The sequence below is a fragment of the Streptomyces sp. RPT161 genome (genome assembly GCF_027533845.1).
GTDB lineage: Bacteria > Actinomycetota > Actinomycetes > Streptomycetales > Streptomycetaceae > Streptantibioticus_A > Streptantibioticus_A silvisoli_A.
Genome location: NZ_JAPZVN010000024.1, coordinates 76,530 through 95,623 on the forward strand (window position 1 = coordinate 76,530; position 19,094 = coordinate 95,623).

The window sequence follows — 19,094 nt, forward strand, 5'->3', positions numbered from 1 at the left end:
GCGCCGATGCCCCCGGTGCGAGACTCAAGACGTGACCACCGCAGCAGCTCACAACACCGCCCGCCGGATCCTCGTCGTGGACGACGATCCGACCGTCGCCGAGATCGTCGCCGGGTACCTGGACCGTGCCGGATTCGCGGTGGAACGGGCGGCCGACGGCCACACCGCCGTGGCCCGCGCCGCCGCGACACGGCCTGACCTGGTCGTGCTCGACCTGATGCTGCCCGGCATCGACGGCCTTGAGGTCTGCCGCCGGATCCGCGAGCAAGGACCGGTGCCGGTCGTCATGCTGACGGCGCGCGGTGACGAGGACGACCGGATCCTCGGCCTGGAGATCGGCGCGGACGACTACGTCACCAAGCCGTTCAGTCCCCGCGAGCTGGTGCTGCGGGTGGAGTCGGTACTGCGCCGGGTGGGCGCCCCGACGTCACCCGGCCCCTGGCTTCTCTCCGGCCCGCTGGCGCTGGATCCGGCGGCGCGCCGCGCCACCCGGGGCGGCGCCGAACTGGCCCTCACCATCCGCGAGTTCGACCTGCTCGCCTTCTTCCTGCGGCATCCGGGACGGGTCCTGGGCCGCGAGGAACTGATGCACCGCGTGTGGGGCTGGGAGTTCGGCGACCTGTCCACGGTGACGGTCCATGTGCGCCGCCTGCGCGAGAAGATCGAGGACGATCCGGCCCGGCCCAGGCTGATCAGCACCGTGTGGGGGGTCGGGTACCGGTTCGATCCGCCGGACGGTACGTCATCCGGCGGGGAGGCCTCGGGTGAGGGCGGGCCGTCCGGCGATGGCACGGATGGAGCGGTAGCCGATGCATGACCTGCTGGTGATCGCCGCGTACGCCGCGGCAGGCGCCGCCCTCGCGGGCCTGCTGGGCGCGTTCGCCCTACGGCTGCTGCGCAACCGCTCGGTCGCACTGGCGGTGGCCGTCGTGCCCACCGTCTCGGTGGCCGCGATGCTGGCCGGGACGTTGTCGGTGGCGTGGGCGATGTTCCTGTCCTCGCACGACCTGCGGGTCATCATCCTGGTCTGCGCGATGGCGGCCGTGGTCTCCCTCACCGTGGCACTGCTGCTCGGACGGCGGGTCGTGGCGGGCAGCCGGGCACTGGCCTCGGCCACCCGGGCGCTGGGCGACGGCGCCGGACTGACGCCGTTCACCGCCCCGGACGGCGCGCCGACCGCCGAACTCGCCGAGCTGGGCCGGGAACTGGCCGCCACCAGCGCCAAACTCGCGGCCTCCCGGCAGCGCGAACGCGCGTTGGAGGCCTCCCGGCGCGAACTGGTGGCCTGGATCTCCCACGATCTGCGCACCCCACTGGCCGGGTTGCGCGCCATGGCCGAGGCCCTGGAGGACGGCATCGCCGACGACCCCGCGCGGTACCACGCGCAGATCCGCACCGAGGTGGAACGGCTGAGCGCGATGGTGGGCGACCTGTTCGAACTCTCCCGCATCCAGGCGGGCGCACTGCCCCTGTCACCGGCCCGGATCTCCGTGTACGACCTGGTGGGCGACGCCATCGCGGGCGCGGACGCGCTGGCGCGCGAGCACGGCGTACGGCTGATCGGGCACGGCGTCGAACCGGTGCCGGTGGAGGTCGACGGCCGCGAGATGACCCGTGTGCTGGCGAACCTGCTGGTCAACGCGATCCATCGAACCCCGGCAGACGGCACGGTCGCGGTGGCCGCGCACCGGGAGGCCAACTCCGTGGTGCTCTCGGTCACTGACGGCTGCGGCGGCATCCCGCCCGAGGACCTGCCACGGGTCTTCGACACCGGCTGGCGTGGCACCGGTGCCAGAACTCCTCCGGCGGGGGCCGGACTTGGCCTCGCCATCGTCCGCGGCATCGTGGAGGCCCACCACGGCTACGCCGCCGTCCGCAACGTACCCGGCGGCTGCCGATTCGACGTCGTGCTACCGGCGGCACCGAACTGACGGCACTGGTCCGGCAGCTCACGACCGAGCGCGCGGCGCGGCCTCGCCGCGGCCGTACCGGCGGGGCCGAGGCTCGCCGGAAGCGCCCTAGCCGCGCCCGCCGCGCAGCGGCGCCTTCGCGAACTCCGCCATACCCGCGCCGAATCCGACGGTCGCCGTCCAGCCGAGTTCCTCCTGGATCCGCCGTGACGAGGCGGTGATGTGCCGGACGTCGCCCAGCCGGTACTCACCGGTGACCACGGGCGCCGGGCCGCCGTACTCGGTTGCCAGCGCGGTGGCCATCTCCCCCACGGTGTGCGGTGTGCCGCTGCCGACGTTGTACGGCCGCAGCATGCCGGACACCGCCTGCGACCCCAACGCGGCGACGTTCGCCGCGGCGACGTCCCGTACGTGGACGAAGTCCCGCCGCTGACCGCCGTCTTCGAAGACCCTCGGGCTCTCCCCCCTCTCCAGTGCGGAACGGAACAGTGCGGCCACCCCCGCATAGGGCGTGTCGCGTGGCATCCCCGGTCCGTACACGTTGTGGTACCGCAGCGACACCGCCGTGCCGTCGACCGCCCGGGCCCACGCCGCCGCCAGATGCTCCTGGGCCAGCTTCGTGGTGGCGTAGACATTGCGCGGATCGACCGGGGCGTCCTCGTCCACCAGCCCGGACCGCAACGGCTCACCGCAGTGCGGGCAGCGCGGCTCGAAGCGACCGGCGTCCAGGTCGGACACCCTGCGCGGGCCGGGACGGACCATGCCGTGCCGTGCGCAGTCGTACCTCCCCTCGCCGTACACCACCATCGAACCCGCGAGCACCAACCGACGTACCGTGCCCCGGGCCATGGCCGCCAGCAGAACCGCCGTACCCAGGTCGTTGCAGCTCACATAGTCGGGCGCGTCACCGAAGTCCTTGCCGAGTCCGACCATCGCGGCCTGGTGGCACACGGCGTCGACTCCGCGCAGCGCCTCCTCAACGGCGGCCGGGTCACGCACATCGGCGCGTACGAAGTCGACCTCGGGCGCGACGTCCGGCGGCACGGTGTGCGCGGCGGGCAGCAGCGCGTCGAGTACGCGCACTCCGTGCCCGGCTTCGGTGAGTGCGGTGGCGATGTGCGAGCCGATGAAACCCGCGCCTCCGGTGACGAGTACCAGCATGGACCGACCGTACGGGCCGTCCGGCGCCGCTGGTGGCGGCGCGGCCGGTACGTCAGCGATTCGTAAGATCGCTGCTCTCCCCGCGTCACCCCGCCTTGGCGCTTGCCGAGCGGCCTTCGGCCGCCGTCATATGGTCAGCTCCAGGGTAGGCGTGGGCCGCGCCACGAACCCCAAGGCCTGTGCGTACAGGGAGAGTTCGGCCTCCAGACAGCGGGCGATGGTCTCCTGGCGGCGGAAACCATGGCCCTCGCCCTCGAAGGTGAGGTACGCGTGCGGGACGCCGCGTCCGGCGAGGGCCGCCAGGAACCGCTCGCACTGCGCTGGCGGGCAGATGACGTCGTCCAGCCCCTGCAGCAGCAGGAAGGGCACGCGGATCCGGTCGGCGTGGCTGACCGGGGAGCGATCCCGGTACCGCTCGGGGACCTTGGCGATCGGGCCGACCAGCGTTTCCAGGTACTGGGACTCGAAGTCATGGGTCTCACCGCCCTCCGACCAGCCGGTCAGGTCGAGTACCGGGTAGCTGATCGCGCCGCAGGCGAAGGTGGAGCCGGAGGCGAGTGCGGCGGCGGCGGTCCACCCACCCGCGCTTCCCCCGCGGATCGCCAACCGCGCCGGGTCGGCCACGCCCTCCGCGACCAGCACCTCCGCCACCGCCACGCAGTCCTCGACGTCCACCACGCCCCACTGCTCGCGCAACCGGTTGCGGTAGGCACGTCCGTACCCGGTCGATCCGCCGTAGTTGACCTCCGCGATACCGATGCCCCGGGAGGTGAAGTAGGCGATCTCCAGGTCGAGTACGAGCGGTGCCCGGCTGGTGGGACCGCCGTGCGCCCAGATCACATAGGGCGGAAGTTCGCCGTCGGGTGCGGTGAACCCGGGATTGTTCGGTGGGTAGAGCTGGGCGTGGATCTCCCGGCCGTCAGGACCGGTGAAGGTGCGCTCGACGGGGACGGGCAAGTGGTCCGGGTCCACGGCGTCGCTGTGGTGGGCGGCGACCGCGCGGGGGCGGCCGGTGCGGATGTCGACCTCCACGATCTCGTGATCGGTGGTGGCGGTGGCGGCGATCCCGACGACCCGCGTTCCCGACGCGGTGAGCGTGGCGTCCCACTCGCTCCACTTCCCGGGGACATCGGTGAGTTCTCCCGTGGCGGCGTCCAGGATGCCGAGGCGGTGCGCTCCTCGGCCATGGAGGACGGCGACCAGACCGTCGTCCAGCGGGGCGAACCAGCTCAGTCCGATGCGCCACAGCGGTCCCGCGAACTCCTCTTGGCGGGGGCAGAGGTTGACCGCCTCGCCGGTGGCCGGGTCGACCCGGTGGATGTTCCACCAGCCGGTGCGGTCCGTCGCGGCCAGCAGCGTGCTGTCCCGCGCCCAGTCGATCTGTGCGATCGACTCGTCGGGGCCGCCGATGAGGGCGCGCGCCCCGGAGAGTCCGTCATCGGTCACATCGGCGATCCACACCTGCGTGCCGTCCCAGGGCATCCGCGGATGGTCCCAGGCGATCCAGGCGGCATGCGCTCCGTCCGGCGACAGCCGCGGTCCGGTCACGAACCGGTTGGTGTCCTCGGTGAGTTCGCGCACCCGCGTACGGTCCTCGGCCGCCGACCCGTCCAACGGCACCGCGGCCAGGACGCGTCGCACGTCGGTGGGGCGCTGACCGGTGAACTCCTCCAGCACGCACCAGACTTCACCACGGTCGGGGTGTATCTGGAGGTCCACCCAACGCAGTCCGTCCCCGACCGATGAGACCGGCGTGAGAGGACGCGGCCGACTCCCCCGCACATCGGGCTCATAGGCGAACATCCGCTGGTCGGCGAAGTGCACGAAGACGATCAGCGGTCCCCGCCCGGCTGCACGGCCCGTTGCGGCCCACGGGAGGCCGCCGTACTCGATGACACGGCTGCGGACGTTCCAGGGCGGTGGCAGTACGGACTCCTCGGTGCCGTCCGCGTGTCGGCGCATCAGGGCGCGCCGCCCGCCCTCCGCGGGACGGGGGGCGGTCCACCACAGTTCGTCGCCGACGATGCGGGCGAACTCGGGTCGGCCGTCGCGGGACGCTGCCGTCGCCGCGTCGATGGGTGATTCCCAGGTGCCGTACGGGGCGGTGAGGGCGGTCATGCCGGTCATCTCCTAGCGGCTCAGGAAGCGGTCGAGGACTCGGACGCCGAAGTGCAGGGCCTCCACGGGCACCCGCTCGTCAACGCCGTGGAACAGCGCCCCGTAGTCGAAGCCGACTGGCAGCTTCAGCGGCGAGAAGCCGTAGCCGATGACGCCGAGCCGGGAGAACTGCTTGGCGTCCGTACCGCCCGACATGCAGTAGGGCACCACATGCGCACCCGGGTCGAAGTGCAGCAGTGCCTCCCGCATCGCCGCGAAGGTCGGCGAGTCCACCGGCGCCTCCAGTGGCACCTGCCGGTGGTAGAACTCCCAGTCCACCGCGTCACCGGTGAGCTGGTCCAGGGTGCGGATGAACTCCTCTTCGCCGCCCGGCAGCGTTCTGCCGTCCGCATGGGCCGTCGCACTGCCCGGGATCACATTGACCTTGTAACCGGCCGACAGCATGGTCGGGTTGGCGCTGTTGCGCAGTGTCGTGTCCACCAGATCCGATGCCGGGCCGAGTTGGGACAGCAGCCCGGCCACAGCGCGCGGGAGTTCGTCGGGGGATGTGGCGTCAAGGTTGGCTTCGAGGCCGTGCAGGGCGGCGAGTTCGGTGAGTGCGGCCCGTACGGTGGTGGTGAGCCGCAGCGGCCACTGGTGGTCGGCGATGCGGGTGACGGCGGCGGACAGTGCGCTGACGGCGTTGTCGGGGTTGGCCTTGGAGCCGTGCCCGGCCGTGCCGTTCGCGGTGAGTTTGACCCATGCGGTGCCGCGCTCCCCGGCGGCGACCGGGTAGATACGCCGGCCTTCGGCGCCGTGGAAGGTGAACGCCCCGCATTCGCTGATGCCTTCGGTGCAGCCCTCGAACAGGTCAGCGTGCTGCCGGGTGAGGAAGCCCGCCCCGTACTCCGCGCTGTCCTCCTCGTCGGCGGTGAAGGCGAGCACGATGTCCCGCCGCGGCCTGCGCCCTTGGCGTGCCCAGGCCCGGACCGTCGCCAGCACCATCGCGTCCGCGTTCTTCATGTCGATGGCGCCACGGCCCCACAGGACACCGTCCCGTACCTCGCCGGAGAACGGGTGCACGGTCCAGTCGGCGGGCTCCGCGGGCACCACGTCCAGATGGCCGTGGACCAGCAGGGCGTCGGCAGAGGGGTCGGTTCCCTCGATGCGGGCCACCACGTTGGCCCGGCCGGGCGCGGATTCCAGGACCTGGGGTTCGAGCCCCGCGTCGGCCAGTTTCTCGGCGACGTATTCGGCCGCGGGGCGTTCGACGCAGTCGCCGCCACCGCGGTTGGAGGTGTCGATCCGGATCAGGTCCGAGGTGAAGCGGACCACTTCGTCGAAGGCGACTGTGTCGTCCTGAACCGTCCGCGTCACGCTCGCGAGCGTTGTCTCAGCCATATTGCTCCTCCACCGCCGCCGAGACGAGTGTGGTCACGGCCTTGAAGCATCTGATGCCTTCGTACATGGTCGTCGCGGCGTACCGAACGCGGCGTTCGCCACACCGCTCGACCGAGGGCACGACGCAGGCGGCTCCGACGAGGTGCGCGGCGTCGAACTCCACTTCCACGCTGAACGGACCGCCCCGCGCCGGTTCCTGGCGTACGGCCAGCGCCGCCGCCTGCTTGGCCGCGGCTCTGATGTCCTCCGCGGTGCGCGCCGGCGGTCGGCACACGGCGGCGTACCGCGACACGTAGTCCTTCACTCCGACGGTGTAGGCGTCGGGTGCGTAGGTGTGAGCGTCGAGGGCGGTGCGGTCGTCGCCGGTGACCAGGACGACGGGGACTCCGTACTCGGCGGCGACCAGCGCGTTGAGCCGTCCCTCGCTGGCCCGCTCACCGTTGACCCACACGCCGGTGATGGAGTTGGCGAGGTAGGTGTGGGCCAGGACGCCTTCGGTGCCCGCTCCGGTGTGGTACCCGACGAACGCGATGCCGTCGGGTCTGCGGTGGTCTTCGTACTGCACGCCCTCGACCATCGAGAGGTCCTTGTGACGCCCCGTGAGCATCTCGGCTCGCTCGTCGAGTTGTTCCAACAGGAGGTTGCGCATGGTCCAGTGGGCCTCGTTGACCACGACCTCGTCGGCGCCGCCGTCGTAGAAACCGGCGATCGCCGCGTTCACGTCGGAGGTGAACATGCCGCGGCACCGCTGCCATTGCTCGGTGCCCGGAAGCACGTCGGCGGGCCATGTGACGCCGGTGGCGCCCTCCATGTCCGCGCTGATCAGAATTCTCATGGCTCGGACGGTACGCGTCGGTCGACGGCGGCCGCCAGGCCTGTGGATAACTCTAGAGGTCTAGACCTCTAGAGTTATCCACAGGCCTGGCGGCCATGCTTCAGCCACCGGAGACTCGGCGGCATGACATCACTCTCAGCGACCCACCACCAGCCACTGCGCGGGAAGGTCCATGCGCGAGCCGTCCGGGCGGTGCTCCGTCATCACCAACTCGATCCGACCCCGCGCGAGCACCGAAAGCCCAGCGCCGCAGAGCAGTTCGGGCACGGATGCGTCATCCACCTCACCCGGCGTCAACCCATGCGCGAAGACACTGGCCAGCTTCGGCGGCGGCCCACCGTCTCCCTCGGCGGCCTCCCGCAGCACCGACTTCGCCTCCGACAGCAGCTCCACGACGAAGGCCCGCCCACGCCCACCGACCAGTGTGCCCACGGCCTGTGCGACCGCCGGGCGCGCCGCCCCCTCGCACTGATGGATCACCCCACGCATATAGACGTGTGCGTCGCCCAACTCCGTGTGCAGCCGCTGCATGGCCGCCGCGTCGGACGCGTCCAACCGCCTGAACTCCGCGAGGCCGTCCGGATCGCACTGCCTCGCGTACTCGACGGCCGCCGCCGAGAAGTCCACGCCGACCGCGCGCCCGAAGCGCTTCGCGAGGTAGCGGGTCTGAGTACCGCTGCCGCAGCCGAGGTCCACCATGGGCAGCGTCCCCGCGCCAAGGTACGGAGCGAACAGTTCCATGTGCGGCTCGGCGCTCAGCGCGGCGTCGCAGTCCCAGATCGCCGCTCCCGGAGCGACCGGGGTGTCCTTCCAGTACCCCTCCCACGCCTCGGCATAGCGGCTGGATACACCCATATGAACTCCCGACACCCAACGAAAAACCGTCAAGATCCTTGCTATCGGCCCGAGCGACACCACGGCAAGGAGCGCGTTCCGACGTTCCGCATGCATGCGTCCTGTGCGCCTGGCGCGCGGCAGGCTACGCGCGCCTCCCGCAGGGCAGCGGCTGTTCGAACCACACGGTCTTGCCGTGCGCCCTGCGGCTGGTGCCCCACTTCCGGGAGAGCCGGTCCACAAGACGCAGGCCCCGGCCGTACTCGTCGTCGGGACCGGTGCCGAGCAGCACGGGCACCGCCTGGTCGTCGTCGCTCACTTCGCACAGCAGCGCGTCGGCCCTCACCAGCCTCAGTTCAACGCTCTGTGTGCGGGCGTGCCGTACGGCGTTGGTGACGACCTCGCCGACCAGAAACTCCGCGGTTTCGCAGGCCTGTTCCAGGTCCCAGCGGCGCAGCGTTTCACGAGTCAGTTGGCGAGCCCGCGCCACTTCGCCGGCCCGTGGGGCCAGGGTCCAGGTCGCCACGTCCGAGCGCGGGATGCCGTTGAGCCGGGCCATCAACAAGGCCACATCGTCCTTGCGGCCGCCGACGGGATTGAGCGCACGGATGATCGCGTCACACGCGTCGGTCATCGAGGCCGCCGGATGCGCCGCGGTCTCGCACAAGGCGGCCAGCCCGGTGCCGATGTCCTGGCCACGCACCTCGACCAGGCCGTCGGTGCACAACAGCAACCGGTCACCGGGTGCCACGGGTACCCGAACGGTCTCGAACGGCACGCCGCCGACTCCTATCGGCGCGCCGGTCGGCAGTTGCAGCAGTTCACTTCGGCCGTCCTCGGCCCTGACCAGAACAGGTGGAATATGACCAGCGTTGGCAATCAGCAGATCCGACTCGACCGGGTCGTACACCGCGTACAGACAGGTAGCCAGGTAGTGCTCGCCAAGGCGCTGCGCCAGGTCGTCCAGATGGCGAAGCAGTTGCGCCGGTGGCATGTCAAGGGCCGCCATCGTCTGCACGGCGGTCCTCAACTGTCCCATCATGGCAGCCGAGTTGAGGCCGTGCCCCATGACATCCCCCACCACCAGCGCCATCCGGGAACCGGGCAGGCGGATGGTGTCGAACCAGTCGCCGCCGATCCGCCCGAGCCGGGTACCCGGCAGGTAGCGGGTGGCGACGTCGCAGCCCGGCATCCGCGGACTGATCCTCGGCAGCATCCGGTCCTGGAGCGTTTCGGCGACGCTCTCCTGGTGGGTGTACATACGGGCGTTGTCGAGGACCAGCCCCGCACGGGCGGCCATTTCGGCGCCGGTAGCACGGTCCATGTCGTTGAACGCCGAGCGGTCACCGCGCCGCAGCAGCACCATGAAGCCCAGCACCACATGGCGCGCCTTGAGCGGGACGATGAGGATCGACCGTCCATTGATCAGCGGGCGCAGATCGCGCTTCTCGAACTGGGCGGCGATCCTGTCGCCCAACTCATCGCTGATCAGCGGGATGAGTACGGGTTCACCGGTGACCATGCACTGGAAGAACGGAGTGTGCTCGGGAAACGCCATGGCCTCGCCGACCGGGACGGTGTCGTCCCAGCGGCCCGGTTCGTCGTTGTGCTCGACCCACACCCGGTGCCAGATGGTGGTGACGTCCGGCGGCCCGTCGGGGAAGCCCTCGCCCGCGAGCACCTCAGCCCGCAGGTGCGTTCCGGCGAAGTCGGCGAAGCGCGGCACGGCCGCGCTGGTCACCTCGCGGATGGTGCGCTCCAGGTCGAGGGAGGAGCCGATCCGCCCGGAGACCTCGTTGAGGAACTCCAACCGCTCCCGAACAGCGGCGTGTTCGAGGTCCAGGGCATCATCCCGCGATGTCACCGCGGCGGGCACGTCCGGGGTCGCGGCAGGCACCTCATGGCGCTGACGGAGCTTGGCCCGCCGCTCCAGGTATCTGGGCACACCCCAGTCGGGGGTGACGGGCACCCGCTCGTACTGGCTGATCTCCATTACCGGGTAGCCGAGTTCGAGGACCTGGGAAACGATACGGCTGCTGCCCGCGGGTCCCATGTTGGGCAGGATGTCGGGCAACCGCTCGCCCAGCAGGTCCGCGCCGGGGAACTCGGTGTGCAGGGCGAAGCCAGGAGACACGCGTTCCAGCGGCCTGGCGCGTCCGCCGTCCGCGCACTCGTCGACGCCCAGCCGGGCCGCGTCGGCCATCAGCACCAGCAACCGCTCCGGGCCCGGACCCGCCAGTGGATACGCCCACCAGAGCACATCGACGGGGCCGCCCTGGGCATCGGACAGGTGCGCCCGCCCGGCGGTCGGATAGGAGGTCATATCGGAGAGCGAGACGTCCAGTTCCGGCCCGGCCCGGTCGCCGTCCTCCTCCTGAGCGGTCAACGCGCCGGTGACTGGCAGCAGGTCGACACCCGGGCGGCCCACCGCCTCGTCTCGTGCCGTGCCCAGCAGTCGACGCGCGCCACTGCTCCAGTGCGAGACCAGGCCGTCGCCGTCCATGACGACCACGGCCAGCGGGATCCGTCCGGGAGGTGTGCTGGTCGGCTCGGGCGGCATGGGGTGGTCCATCGTCCGCGGGACTCCTTCCCTGTGGGGTCGCGGCCCACGGCCGTCCCCCGCCGCGGTGCAAGATCTGCGACGCCGGTACCACCGTACGGCCCGGTGCGAAGCCGGTGGGCGCAAAGCGAGAATCCGGCGCACGCCAGCACGAGTCACCCGCTACCACGGTCTGAGCGACGTGCGTGTTAGCGTCCCGTTCTTGGTACGGCATCTGGGGAAAGACCGGGAGCAAACACCCATGAGCACGCTCGAACCGGCCCCTCGCGCCGCGCTTCTGCCACGTCTGCCCGCGGCGTCGTGGCTGAGGCATCCCGTTGTCGCGGCGGTGCTGCTGGCAGGTGCGCTCCATGTGGTGTGGGCGCTGTTCCTGGCTGCCGAGGGCGGTGACCTGGCCGCGCAGTACGCATGGACCGAGTTCGCACAGCACAACCCCGACTCCGCGTACAACCTGTCGTGGTACGGCGGTATGCATCCCGTCTCGTACAGCGTGCTGACGCCCTACCTGATGGCGTTCGCGGGGGTCCGCACGACGGCGATAATCGTGGGCACCCTCTCCGCCGCCGTCTTCGCCCAGTTGCTGATCCGCTCGGGGGTTCGGCAACCCATGACACCGGCTCTGTGGGGCGCCTTCTCGCTGTGGTGCGACACGGTGTCGGGACGGGTGACGTTCGCCGTCGGGGTGCTGTTCGGCCTGGCGGCCGTCTGGGCCGCGTACGAGACCTGGGGCAACCGGTTCGTGCGTGGTGGAACGGCGGCGGCGCTGGGTGCGCTGGCCACGCTCTCCAGTCCGGTGGCGGGGCTGTTCGTGGAAGTGGTGGCGGCGGCGCTGATCCTCACCGGGCGACGCAAGGCCGGCTGTGCCATGGCGGCCGGGCCGGTGCTGGTGGTCGCCACGACGACGCTGCTGTTCCCCTTCTACGGGGTGCAGCCGTTCTCGTGGGGCGGTGCGCTGCTGCCGGTGCTGGTCGCGGCGCCGCTGGCGGTGTGCGCTCCGAAGTCCTGGCGGCCGGTGCGGATCGGCGCCGCGGTCTACGTGCTGGGAGTCGTGCTGACCTTGGCGGTCCCGTCGCCGGTGGGCAGCAATGTGGTGCGTCTGGCGCTGCTGTTCGGCGGCCCGCTGCTGCTGGCCGCCATCGCGGCCAGTAGGCAGGTGGACGCCAGGAAGACGGTCGTGCTGGGGCTCGCCTTCGCCGTCGCGTTGGTCTGGCAGATCTTCAAGCCCGTGCAGGACCTGCTCTCCACCGCGCCCGCCGCGGGTTGGTCGGCCTACTCGCGGCCGCTGCTCACCGAGTTGGACCGGCTGGGCGCGGATCGTGGACGGGTGGAGGCGGTCGCCGCGCAGACGCACTGGGAGTCGGCGGGCCTGGCGCCGTACGTCAACCTGGCGCGCGGCTGGAACCGGCAGGTTGACGTCGAGCGGAACCCGCTGTTCTACCACGGCACGCTGACGCCCGAGGCCTACCACGAGTGGCTGCGGCGCTGGGGAGTGAGCCTGGTGGTGCTGCCCAACGCCGAGCCGGACGGAGCCTCGCTCGCGGAGGCGCGCATCGTCGCCGCCGGGCAGCCGTGGCTGCGGCCGGTCTGGAACGACGCGCACTGGCGGGTGTTCCGCGTCACCGACGCGTTGCCATTGGCCGACGTTCCCGCACAGGTGGTGCGGGCGGCGGAGGGCGAGATGTCGGTGCGGGTTCCCAAGCCGGGGGCGGTTCTGGTGCGGGTGACCTGGTCGCCGTGGCTCGGGGTGCTGGGAGGCGGAAACGCCTGTCTGGAGCAGGACGGCGAGTGGACGCGGTTGCGGGCGGCCGAGCCGGGAGTCTTCCGGATCGGCGCTCGCTACCAACTGCCGCGCGGCACACCGTGCCGAACGACGGCGGGGCGCTGAGCGCGGTCGGGCGACCGCGCTCAGCGCCCCGGCAATCCGCGTCAGTCCTCGTGGCCCAGTTGCAGGTCGCGTTCGGTGCGTCCACCGCCCGCGACCTGTAGGACGGTGGCCACCGGCGGGTAGCCCGCCGCGATCACGGTGTACGAACCCGCCGCCAGGTCAACGAAGCGGAAGACGCCGTCGCCGCCAGTGGTGACCGAGTCGACGACGTTGCCCGCCGCGTCCAGCAGGGTCACCCGGGCGTCCTCCACCGGCCGTCCGTCCGGCGACCGGACGGTACCTCGCAGCACTGCGCCACCCGCCAGCTCCACGTCCTGCCTGGTCTCGCGGGCGGCCTGCACGGAGACCGGCAGCGCTGCGGGGCGGAACGCGGGGGCGCTGGCGGCCAGCGTGTACTCGCCCGCGATGAGTTCGGTGAGCACGTAAGAGCCCTCGCGGCTGGTGCGGGTGCTGGCCACCACCTCGCCGCGCACATCGGTCAGGGTCACGATGGCGTCCGGTACCGGCGTGCCGTCGGCGGTCAGGACCGCGCCCGCCAGCCGTCCGGCGCCACCGAGCACCACGTCGAGGTCCACCGGACGTTCCCCGACCGTGACGGTGACCGCCTGCGGCTGGTGGCCGCCCGCGGACGCGATGAGCACATAGCTGCCGTTGCCCGGTGTGCTGAGCGCATACCGCCCGTCGTCACCGGTGGCGCCGCGCCCGATCTGCCGACCGGAGGCGTCGATGAGGGTCAGGGCCGCGCGGGCCACCGTGGTGCCGTCGGAGTGCTGGACCGTACCGCACACGGGGACGCCCGCGCCGGGAGCGGACCGTGCCTCGGGGATGAGCGACTGCGCACCGGTCGCCGGACCGTTCTGGGTCACCGGGAGTTTCTCCTTGAGCAGAAAGGCGAGCAGGAAGCCGAAGACGAGCACCGGCACCAGGTACAGGTAGATCCGCGGCATGGCCTCCGCGTACGCCCGCACATAGCCGTCGCGCAGCGGCGCGGGCAACGCGTGCACCAGCTGCGGGGTGATCGAGTCGGGGTTTGGCAGCCGCGCCGAGTGCGGCAGTCGCACGGCGAGACGGGCGGTGAGCCGGTGGGCGAACAGCGTGCCGAACACCGCCGCGCCCAGTGAACCGCCGATCTGCCGGAAGTAGTTGTTGGCCGAGGTCGCGGTGCCCAGGTCAGTGGGGCGGACGGTGTTCTGCACGGCCAGGACCAGCACCGGCAGGCACAGTCCGATGCCCACGCCGAGCAGGGCCAGCCAACCGCTGTAGACGGTGCGCGGGGTGCTGCCGTCAAGCCGGGACAGCAGCCAGGTGCCGACCGACGCGCACGCACAGCCGAGGATCGGGTAGGCCTTGTAGTGATCGGTGCGGCTGATGAGTTGGCCGGAGACGATGGAGGCGACCACCACGCCGCCGGTCATGGGCAGCGTCAGCAGCCCGGACCGGGTGGCGGAGGCCCCGTCCACCATCTGCAGGAACGTCGGCAGATAGGTTGCCGCGCCGAACAGCGCGACCCCGACGGCGGCGCCGACGAGCCCGCTGACGATGAACACCCGGTCCCGGAAAAGCCGCAGCGGAATGATCGGGTCGACCGCGAACCGCTCGACGACAAGGAAGCCGACGCCGGCGACGAGCGCACCCGCGCCGAGGCCGACGATCACATCCGATCGCCACGCGTACCGGGTACCGCCCCAACTGGTCAGCAGCACAAGGCAGACGGAGAGGACGACGATCAGCAGGGCGCCGAGCACGTCCAGTCGCGGGCGGGCGGTGGGCCTGGGCAGTCTCAGCACCAGGGTGATCACCACGAGGGTGATCAGCCCGAAGGGCACGTTGACGTAGAAGCACCAGCGCCACGAGGCGTGGTCGGTGAGGAAACCGCCGAGCAGCGGTCCCGCCACCGAGGCCAGCCCGAACGCCGCACCGATCAGGCCCATGTAGCGGCCGCGTCGCCGGGGCGGCACGATGTCGGCGATGATCGCCTGGACGCCGATCATGAGACCGCCGCCACCGATTCCCTGGAGGCCACGGAAGACGATGAGTTCGTCCATCGAGTGCGACCAGCCCGCCAGGGCCGAGCCCATGACGAACGTGGCGATCGCGAACTGGAAGACAGGTTTGCGGCCGAAGAGGTCGCCGAGCTTGCCGTAGATCGGCAGGCCCACGGTGGAGGCCAGCAGATAGGCGGTCACCACCCACGACATATGGCCCAGCCCGTGCAACTCCCCCACGATCTTGGGGAGTGCGGTCGCCACGATGGTCTGGTCCAAGGCGGCGAGCAGCAGGGTGAGCATCAGCCCGAGGAAGACCATCCGCACCCGGCGCGCGCTCGGTTGCACCGTGGCGGGCGGCCCCTCGGCGCCCTCGTAAGACTCCTCGGCACCCTCGTACGGCTCCTGCACGCCCTCGCAGGACGCGGGCGCCTGGCGGGCAGGCTCGGCCTCGTACGGCTGCTGCGGAGGCGGAGTGCCCTGATGCGGTACGCGGGTCGCCGCGCCCGGGGCGGCCGTCGCCCAGTCCGGCGCCTTCGGTCGCTTCGCGCCCTGACCCGGCCCGGCGCTGTCGGTCCTCTCGGCCTGTCCGGCCAGTGCGGTCCCGCCCACTGCTGCTCCCCTCGTCACGCTGGGGGCCATTTCTCGCATTACGCGACAGGAACGAGCAAGCGCGACGTTTCTCCTCAGGGGGCAGGGGGAGGGCGGTCAACTACCGCCGCGAAAAACGCACTTGGCACCCCATCAGGGAATTTCGCACTAAGCGGCGCGCGCTAGGCGCGCGCCTCCCTTGCCAAGAAATCCACTCGATTCGGTGAATACGGCCGGTGCCGGTTTTCGCCGCCGTTCCGCAGTTGGTTACTTCTCGACGTGTGCCGCGAGATTGGCGAGGACCTGGTCGTGGATGCGGTTGAGCCCCTTGGGGGCGAAGGTCCGCTCGAAGAAGCCGCCGATGCCGGTCGCACCGCTCCAGGTGGTGGAAACGACCACCTTGGCCTTGCCCTCCCCGGCCGGGGTCACGGTCCAGGTGGTGACCATGGTGGAGTTGCGGTCCTTCTCCACGAGCTGCCCGGGCGACGGCTCGGTCACCTCGAGCAGGCAGTCCCGCACCCGCTTGGAGGTGGCCTGCAGCTTCCAGTGCACCAGGGTGCCCGCACCGGCGCCACCCTCGCGCACCTCGTACTCGCTGTACTGCTCGGGCAGCAGTTCCTTGCGGGCATGGGCGTAGTCCGCGAGGGTGCCGAACGCCGCTTCGGGCGTGGCGGCGACGATCCGCTCGGTGGTGGCCTCTACCTGTGCCATCTGTTCGTCCTCCGGTTCGTGTTCCGGGGGCACCGCCTCCGGAATCGACTCACTTGCTCGGTCAGGGCAGAAGCCAACCACCGTGGGGCCGCCGAACCGAAATCGGGGCCTCATCCGGCCCACACCGGTTAACGCGTGGCCCTGGATCCGACTCGCGCCAAATTCGCTCGCGTGTTCTATTCTGGTTTTCGGGGGGCCGGCGACGCGAGGAGGCAGCAGCATGCGCTGGGACAACCTGGGCCTCAACGGGAGCACGCCCGCACTGTTCGGCACCGAGGTCGTTTCGCGGACGTTCGACACCCCGGAGTTCCGTGGGATCACCTTCCACGAGGTACGGGCCCGCACGATCATCAACCGGGTGCCGGGGGCGTCCCGGATGCCGTTCGAGTGGACGGTCAACCCCTACCGCGGGTGCAGCCACGCCTGCGGGCACTGAAACAGACCACCACTGTTTGACCGGCGGTCCGATCGGCGCCCAGCAATGGGACGGGCCGCCCTGGTGGTAGCACACCAAAGACGGCCCTGACCGACCACCTTGATGCAACCAAGGAGTCGGCTGTGCCGATTACAGCGTTTCTTGCACCCTCGCGTCCATCCCGCACCTCCGCCTCTCCGCGCCGCTTCTTCGCCCGTCTCGCCAACGCGGCCCGCGAGTTCACCCACCGCCCCGCTCCGTCGAAGCCGGCGGCCGTCGCCGCTCCGGAGCCGACTGACCTGTTCACGGCCGACGAGCTGCCGCCGGTCGAGGACATCGAGGCCGCTGCCGAGGCCTACGCCGAGGCCGGCGGCCAGGCCAGGGCCGCGGATCGAGCCAAGCGCAAGTCAAAGAAACTTCTCGACCGTCTGGCGAGCGGCCGGTACGGGGCTTGGAGGATCGAGCGCGTCGAGTCGAGTCGGCAGGTCGCGGATCTGGAGAAGATCGCGCAGATCTTCCGTGACCACGACCTTGGGCCCGTCCCGATGCGGTCTGTGGCTCCGAGCCTCAAGGTCACCCGCGCCGCCGAGCGCGAGCTGCTGCCCACGGCTGCCGAGTTGCTCGCCGAGGTGACGGCATGACCGCCATCACCGAAGCCACCATGCGCCGCTTCTGGGCGAAGGTCGCCATCGACCCGGCCGGCCACCTCCTGTGGACCGCGAACAAGAGCCGTGGCGGTTATGGCCTGTTCCGGGCTGGCGACAGCACTGTCATCGCCCACCGGTTCGCCTACGAGGCGCTCGTCGGCGCCATCCCCGAGGGCATGCAGCTCGACCATCTGTGCCGGATAAGGCACTGCGTGGCGCCGAACTGCCTTGAGCCCGTAACGCCGCGGGAGAACACGCTTCGCAGCGAGGGCCTCGCGGCGCTGAACGCCGTGAAGACGCACTGCCTGAACGGCCACCCGTTCGATGAGAACAACACGTACATCAACTGCCACGGCAACCGGCAGTGCAGGGAGTGTCAGCGCGTATACGACCGCGCGTATCAGGCACAGCGACGTCTGACCCACAAGGACGTGATCAACGCTCAATCCCGGGCTCGCTACGCGACTCGTGACGACGCTTGGAAGGACGCCACCAATGCCGCTGTCCGTGCTCGGCGGGCCGCTCGTAACGCAGCCGCGCCACCGGACCCGCTGGTCGTAGGCATCTTGGCCCTTTTCAAGGCCAACGGCACGGAAGGGCTCACTGCTCCGCAGGTAGCTCGGGCCGTCTTCGAGGCCGAGAGCGTGTCTCGCGCCCAGCTGGAGAAGGTCCGCAGCCGACTCGACAAACTCGCTGGCGACGATCGCCTGATCCGGCACGACGGCCTGGGCAAGACCTCCCCGGCCACGTACTACCCCGGCGCCACCGTGCGGGGTGAGGCGTCATGAGCGCCATCGTGCCCGGCGGCCTGTACGAGCTGCTGCCGGTTCCGGGTTCGGTCCGCACCGTGGACGGAACCGTGACCGTCATCGAGGTGGGGCCGATCGGCCCCACCGAGTGGGCGACGGTCAGCGGCCGTGTCGAGGTGCCGGTCGAGGACCTGGAAGACGGTGAGGTGCCGGGCCTGGTCGAGGAGCAGACCTGGATCACGCTGGCGTCCCGCATCGGCGAGCCGGTCCGGCAGGCGGTGGCCCGATGACACACACGCCTCTGCACATCGCCGTTCAGGTGGCCCGCCGGTTCCTGGCTGAGGCGGACGCCATCGATGTGGGCACCGCCGACCGTGGCGAGGTCTACAGCTCGCACGGGGCGCTCATGCAGTCGATGCGGACGCTGCTCGATGCGGTCGCCGCGGACACGCCGGCGCGCCTCTCCGCGCAGCATGACGCCGAGTTCCGGAACCTGTGCCGGGCCGCGCGGGTGGAGTTGCACGCCGCCAAGGGTGCGTTGCAGCGCCTGGACGGGTTCGAGCAGGCTCTGACCCGCATGGTCTGGCCCGACGAGGACCAGGCCCCAGCCGAACGGCCAGCGGAGCGGTGCCCGGCGGCGCACGCGGAGGACCCGACGCCGTGCGGCGGCCCCGTCGTGGTGACGGTGCTGGATGCCCGCAACGGAGGGGCGGAGGGCTGCGAGCATCACGCGGCCCGCCTGCTGGCCTCGTTGGAGCGCGGCCGTGTGTACGCGCTGCCGGATGCCCCCGAGGGTGCGGCGAGCCGTGTGTTCAGGGCGGCCGGGAACCTGCGGCCGTTCGAATGGCTGCGGCGGGGCGGTGACGGGTCGTGAAGCCGAAGTTCCCGATCCCGCGGCCGACCGAGCACGCCGCGATCGGCAACGCAAGCCTCACGGCCCAGCCGCTGCCGCCGATGCCGGTCCTCTTCGCCGGTCTCCTCACCGCTCAGGCGCTCGACGACCGGCACGGGGAGAACCTCTTCGCCCACGCCATCGCCCGCAGCGGTCAAGGCCCGCACACCGCCCCCACCCGCTGACGGCCTGGGGCCCGGCCCCTCCTCTCACGGGGGCCGGTACCCGCCCGCAAAACCGGCGCCGCCCCGGGGCCGAATCCCGGGGCGGCTGTCGGCCCCACTCCACCACCAAGGAAGAAGGCAGGACCGTGACCATTTTGGATGAACAACCCGCCACAGGTACACGGTGGACCGCCGAGCCGCTGCGCCCCTCCTACGGGCCGACGCTCGTCAACGGCTGGGGCGAGGGCGAGATCCCG

General features: G+C 71.0%; 16 protein-coding genes and 1 pseudogene. 9 read left to right on the top strand and 8 right to left on the bottom strand.

Annotated elements, in window-relative coordinates:
* Window positions 1-31 precede the first annotated feature (31 nt).
* Window positions 32-817 carry a response regulator transcription factor gene (locus O5O46_RS30655; RefSeq protein WP_269858889.1) on the top strand — a complete coding sequence of 262 codons (786 nt, stop codon included), beginning with the start codon at window positions 32-34 and terminating at the stop codon, window positions 815-817.
* On the top strand, window positions 810-1,931 hold the full coding sequence (locus tag O5O46_RS30660; RefSeq protein ID WP_269858890.1) for a sensor histidine kinase: 1,122 nt from the start codon (window positions 810-812) through the stop codon (window positions 1,929-1,931). The genes O5O46_RS30655 and O5O46_RS30660 overlap by 8 nt, the downstream gene beginning before the upstream one ends.
* Window positions 1,932-2,018: 87 nt before the next feature.
* On the opposite strand, the gene O5O46_RS30665 is transcribed toward O5O46_RS30660, so the two are convergent.
* From O5O46_RS30665 to O5O46_RS30690, 6 genes are all read right to left on the bottom strand, one after another.
* Window positions 2,019-3,071 carry an NAD-dependent epimerase/dehydratase family protein gene (locus O5O46_RS30665; protein WP_269858891.1) on the bottom strand — a complete coding sequence of 351 codons (1,053 nt, stop codon included), beginning with the start codon at window positions 3,069-3,071 and terminating at the stop codon, window positions 2,019-2,021.
* A 126-nt stretch (window positions 3,072-3,197) separates the two neighbouring features.
* Complete coding sequence (locus O5O46_RS30670; protein ID WP_269858892.1) at window positions 3,198-5,189, bottom strand: prolyl oligopeptidase family serine peptidase; 1,992 nt, start codon at window positions 5,187-5,189, stop codon at window positions 3,198-3,200.
* Between the two features lie 12 nt (window positions 5,190-5,201).
* Window positions 5,202-6,569, bottom strand: coding sequence for a M20/M25/M40 family metallo-hydrolase (locus tag O5O46_RS30675; protein WP_269858893.1), 1,368 nt, complete (start codon window positions 6,567-6,569; stop codon window positions 5,202-5,204).
* Window positions 6,562-7,404 carry a M55 family metallopeptidase gene (locus tag O5O46_RS30680; RefSeq protein WP_269858894.1) on the bottom strand — a complete coding sequence of 281 codons (843 nt, stop codon included), beginning with the start codon at window positions 7,402-7,404 and terminating at the stop codon, window positions 6,562-6,564. The genes O5O46_RS30675 and O5O46_RS30680 overlap by 8 nt, the downstream gene beginning before the upstream one ends.
* Before the next feature lie 135 nt (window positions 7,405-7,539).
* Complete coding sequence (locus O5O46_RS30685; protein WP_269858895.1) at window positions 7,540-8,259, bottom strand: class I SAM-dependent methyltransferase; 720 nt, start codon at window positions 8,257-8,259, stop codon at window positions 7,540-7,542.
* 124 nt (window positions 8,260-8,383) lie between these two features.
* Complete coding sequence (locus O5O46_RS30690; protein WP_269858896.1) at window positions 8,384-10,810, bottom strand: ATP-binding SpoIIE family protein phosphatase; 2,427 nt, start codon at window positions 10,808-10,810, stop codon at window positions 8,384-8,386.
* Between the two features lie 229 nt (window positions 10,811-11,039).
* On the opposite strand from O5O46_RS30690, the gene O5O46_RS30695 reads away from it, so the two are divergent.
* Window positions 11,040-12,683: an MFS transporter gene (locus O5O46_RS30695; RefSeq protein WP_269858897.1), complete on the top strand. Its 1,644-nt coding sequence runs from the start codon at window positions 11,040-11,042 to the stop codon at window positions 12,681-12,683.
* Between the two features lie 41 nt (window positions 12,684-12,724).
* Here the strand turns inward: O5O46_RS30695 and O5O46_RS30700 are convergent, their stop codons facing one another.
* Complete coding sequence (locus O5O46_RS30700; protein WP_443072667.1) at window positions 12,725-15,079, bottom strand: MFS transporter; 2,355 nt, start codon at window positions 15,077-15,079, stop codon at window positions 12,725-12,727.
* Window positions 15,080-15,526: 447 nt separating this feature from the next.
* The gene (locus O5O46_RS30705; protein WP_269858899.1) at window positions 15,527-15,970 is read right to left on the bottom strand and encodes an SRPBCC family protein; all 444 of its coding nucleotides are present in this window, start codon (window positions 15,968-15,970) and stop codon (window positions 15,527-15,529) included.
* A 220-nt stretch (window positions 15,971-16,190) separates the two neighbouring features.
* Between O5O46_RS30705 and O5O46_RS30710 the strand changes: the two are divergent.
* The 6 genes and pseudogenes from O5O46_RS30710 to O5O46_RS30735 all read left to right on the top strand — a co-directional run.
* Window positions 16,191-16,397 (top strand): annotated as a pseudogene (locus O5O46_RS30710) (Rv2578c family radical SAM protein); the annotation flags it as partial.
* Window positions 16,398-16,528: 131 nt separating this feature from the next.
* Window positions 16,529-17,026 (top strand): hypothetical protein, encoded by a 498-nt coding sequence (locus O5O46_RS30715; protein ID WP_269858900.1) that lies wholly within the window; start codon window positions 16,529-16,531, stop codon window positions 17,024-17,026.
* Window positions 17,023-17,820 carry an HNH endonuclease signature motif containing protein gene (locus O5O46_RS30720; protein WP_269858901.1) on the top strand — a complete coding sequence of 266 codons (798 nt, stop codon included), beginning with the start codon at window positions 17,023-17,025 and terminating at the stop codon, window positions 17,818-17,820. Before O5O46_RS30715 ends, O5O46_RS30720 begins: the two co-directional genes overlap by 4 nt.
* Window positions 17,817-18,071: a hypothetical protein gene (locus O5O46_RS30725; protein WP_269858902.1), complete on the top strand. Its 255-nt coding sequence runs from the start codon at window positions 17,817-17,819 to the stop codon at window positions 18,069-18,071. The genes O5O46_RS30720 and O5O46_RS30725 overlap by 4 nt, the downstream gene beginning before the upstream one ends.
* Entirely contained in the window at window positions 18,068-18,655 is a 588-nt protein-coding gene (locus tag O5O46_RS30730; protein WP_269858903.1) for a hypothetical protein, read from the top strand. The genes O5O46_RS30725 and O5O46_RS30730 overlap by 4 nt, the downstream gene beginning before the upstream one ends.
* The gene (locus O5O46_RS30735) at window positions 18,652-18,858 is read left to right on the top strand and encodes a hypothetical protein (RefSeq protein WP_269858904.1); all 207 of its coding nucleotides are present in this window, start codon (window positions 18,652-18,654) and stop codon (window positions 18,856-18,858) included. Before O5O46_RS30730 ends, O5O46_RS30735 begins: the two co-directional genes overlap by 4 nt.
* Window positions 18,859-19,094 lie beyond the last annotated feature (236 nt).

Coding starts and splice junctions, on each gene's coding strand:
- O5O46_RS30695 (WP_269858897.1), top strand. CDS start 11,040: ATGAGCACGCTCGAACCGGCCCCTCGCGCCGCGCTTCTGCCACGTCTG.
- O5O46_RS30720 (WP_269858901.1), top strand. CDS start 17,023: ATGACCGCCATCACCGAAGCCACCATGCGCCGCTTCTGGGCGAAGGTC.
- O5O46_RS30705 (WP_269858899.1), bottom strand. CDS start 15,970: ATGGCACAGGTAGAGGCCACCACCGAGCGGATCGTCGCCGCCACGCCC.
- O5O46_RS30670 (WP_269858892.1), bottom strand. CDS start 5,189: ATGACCGCCCTCACCGCCCCGTACGGCACCTGGGAATCACCCATCGAC.
- O5O46_RS30665 (WP_269858891.1), bottom strand. CDS start 3,071: ATGCTGGTACTCGTCACCGGAGGCGCGGGTTTCATCGGCTCGCACATC.
- O5O46_RS30725 (WP_269858902.1), top strand. CDS start 17,817: ATGAGCGCCATCGTGCCCGGCGGCCTGTACGAGCTGCTGCCGGTTCCG.
- O5O46_RS30690 (WP_269858896.1), bottom strand. CDS start 10,810: ATGGACCACCCCATGCCGCCCGAGCCGACCAGCACACCTCCCGGACGG.
- O5O46_RS30660 (WP_269858890.1), top strand. CDS start 810: ATGCATGACCTGCTGGTGATCGCCGCGTACGCCGCGGCAGGCGCCGCC.
- O5O46_RS30685 (WP_269858895.1), bottom strand. CDS start 8,259: ATGGGTGTATCCAGCCGCTATGCCGAGGCGTGGGAGGGGTACTGGAAG.
- O5O46_RS30680 (WP_269858894.1), bottom strand. CDS start 7,404: ATGAGAATTCTGATCAGCGCGGACATGGAGGGCGCCACCGGCGTCACA.
- O5O46_RS30675 (WP_269858893.1), bottom strand. CDS start 6,569: ATGGCTGAGACAACGCTCGCGAGCGTGACGCGGACGGTTCAGGACGAC.
- O5O46_RS30730 (WP_269858903.1), top strand. CDS start 18,068: ATGACACACACGCCTCTGCACATCGCCGTTCAGGTGGCCCGCCGGTTC.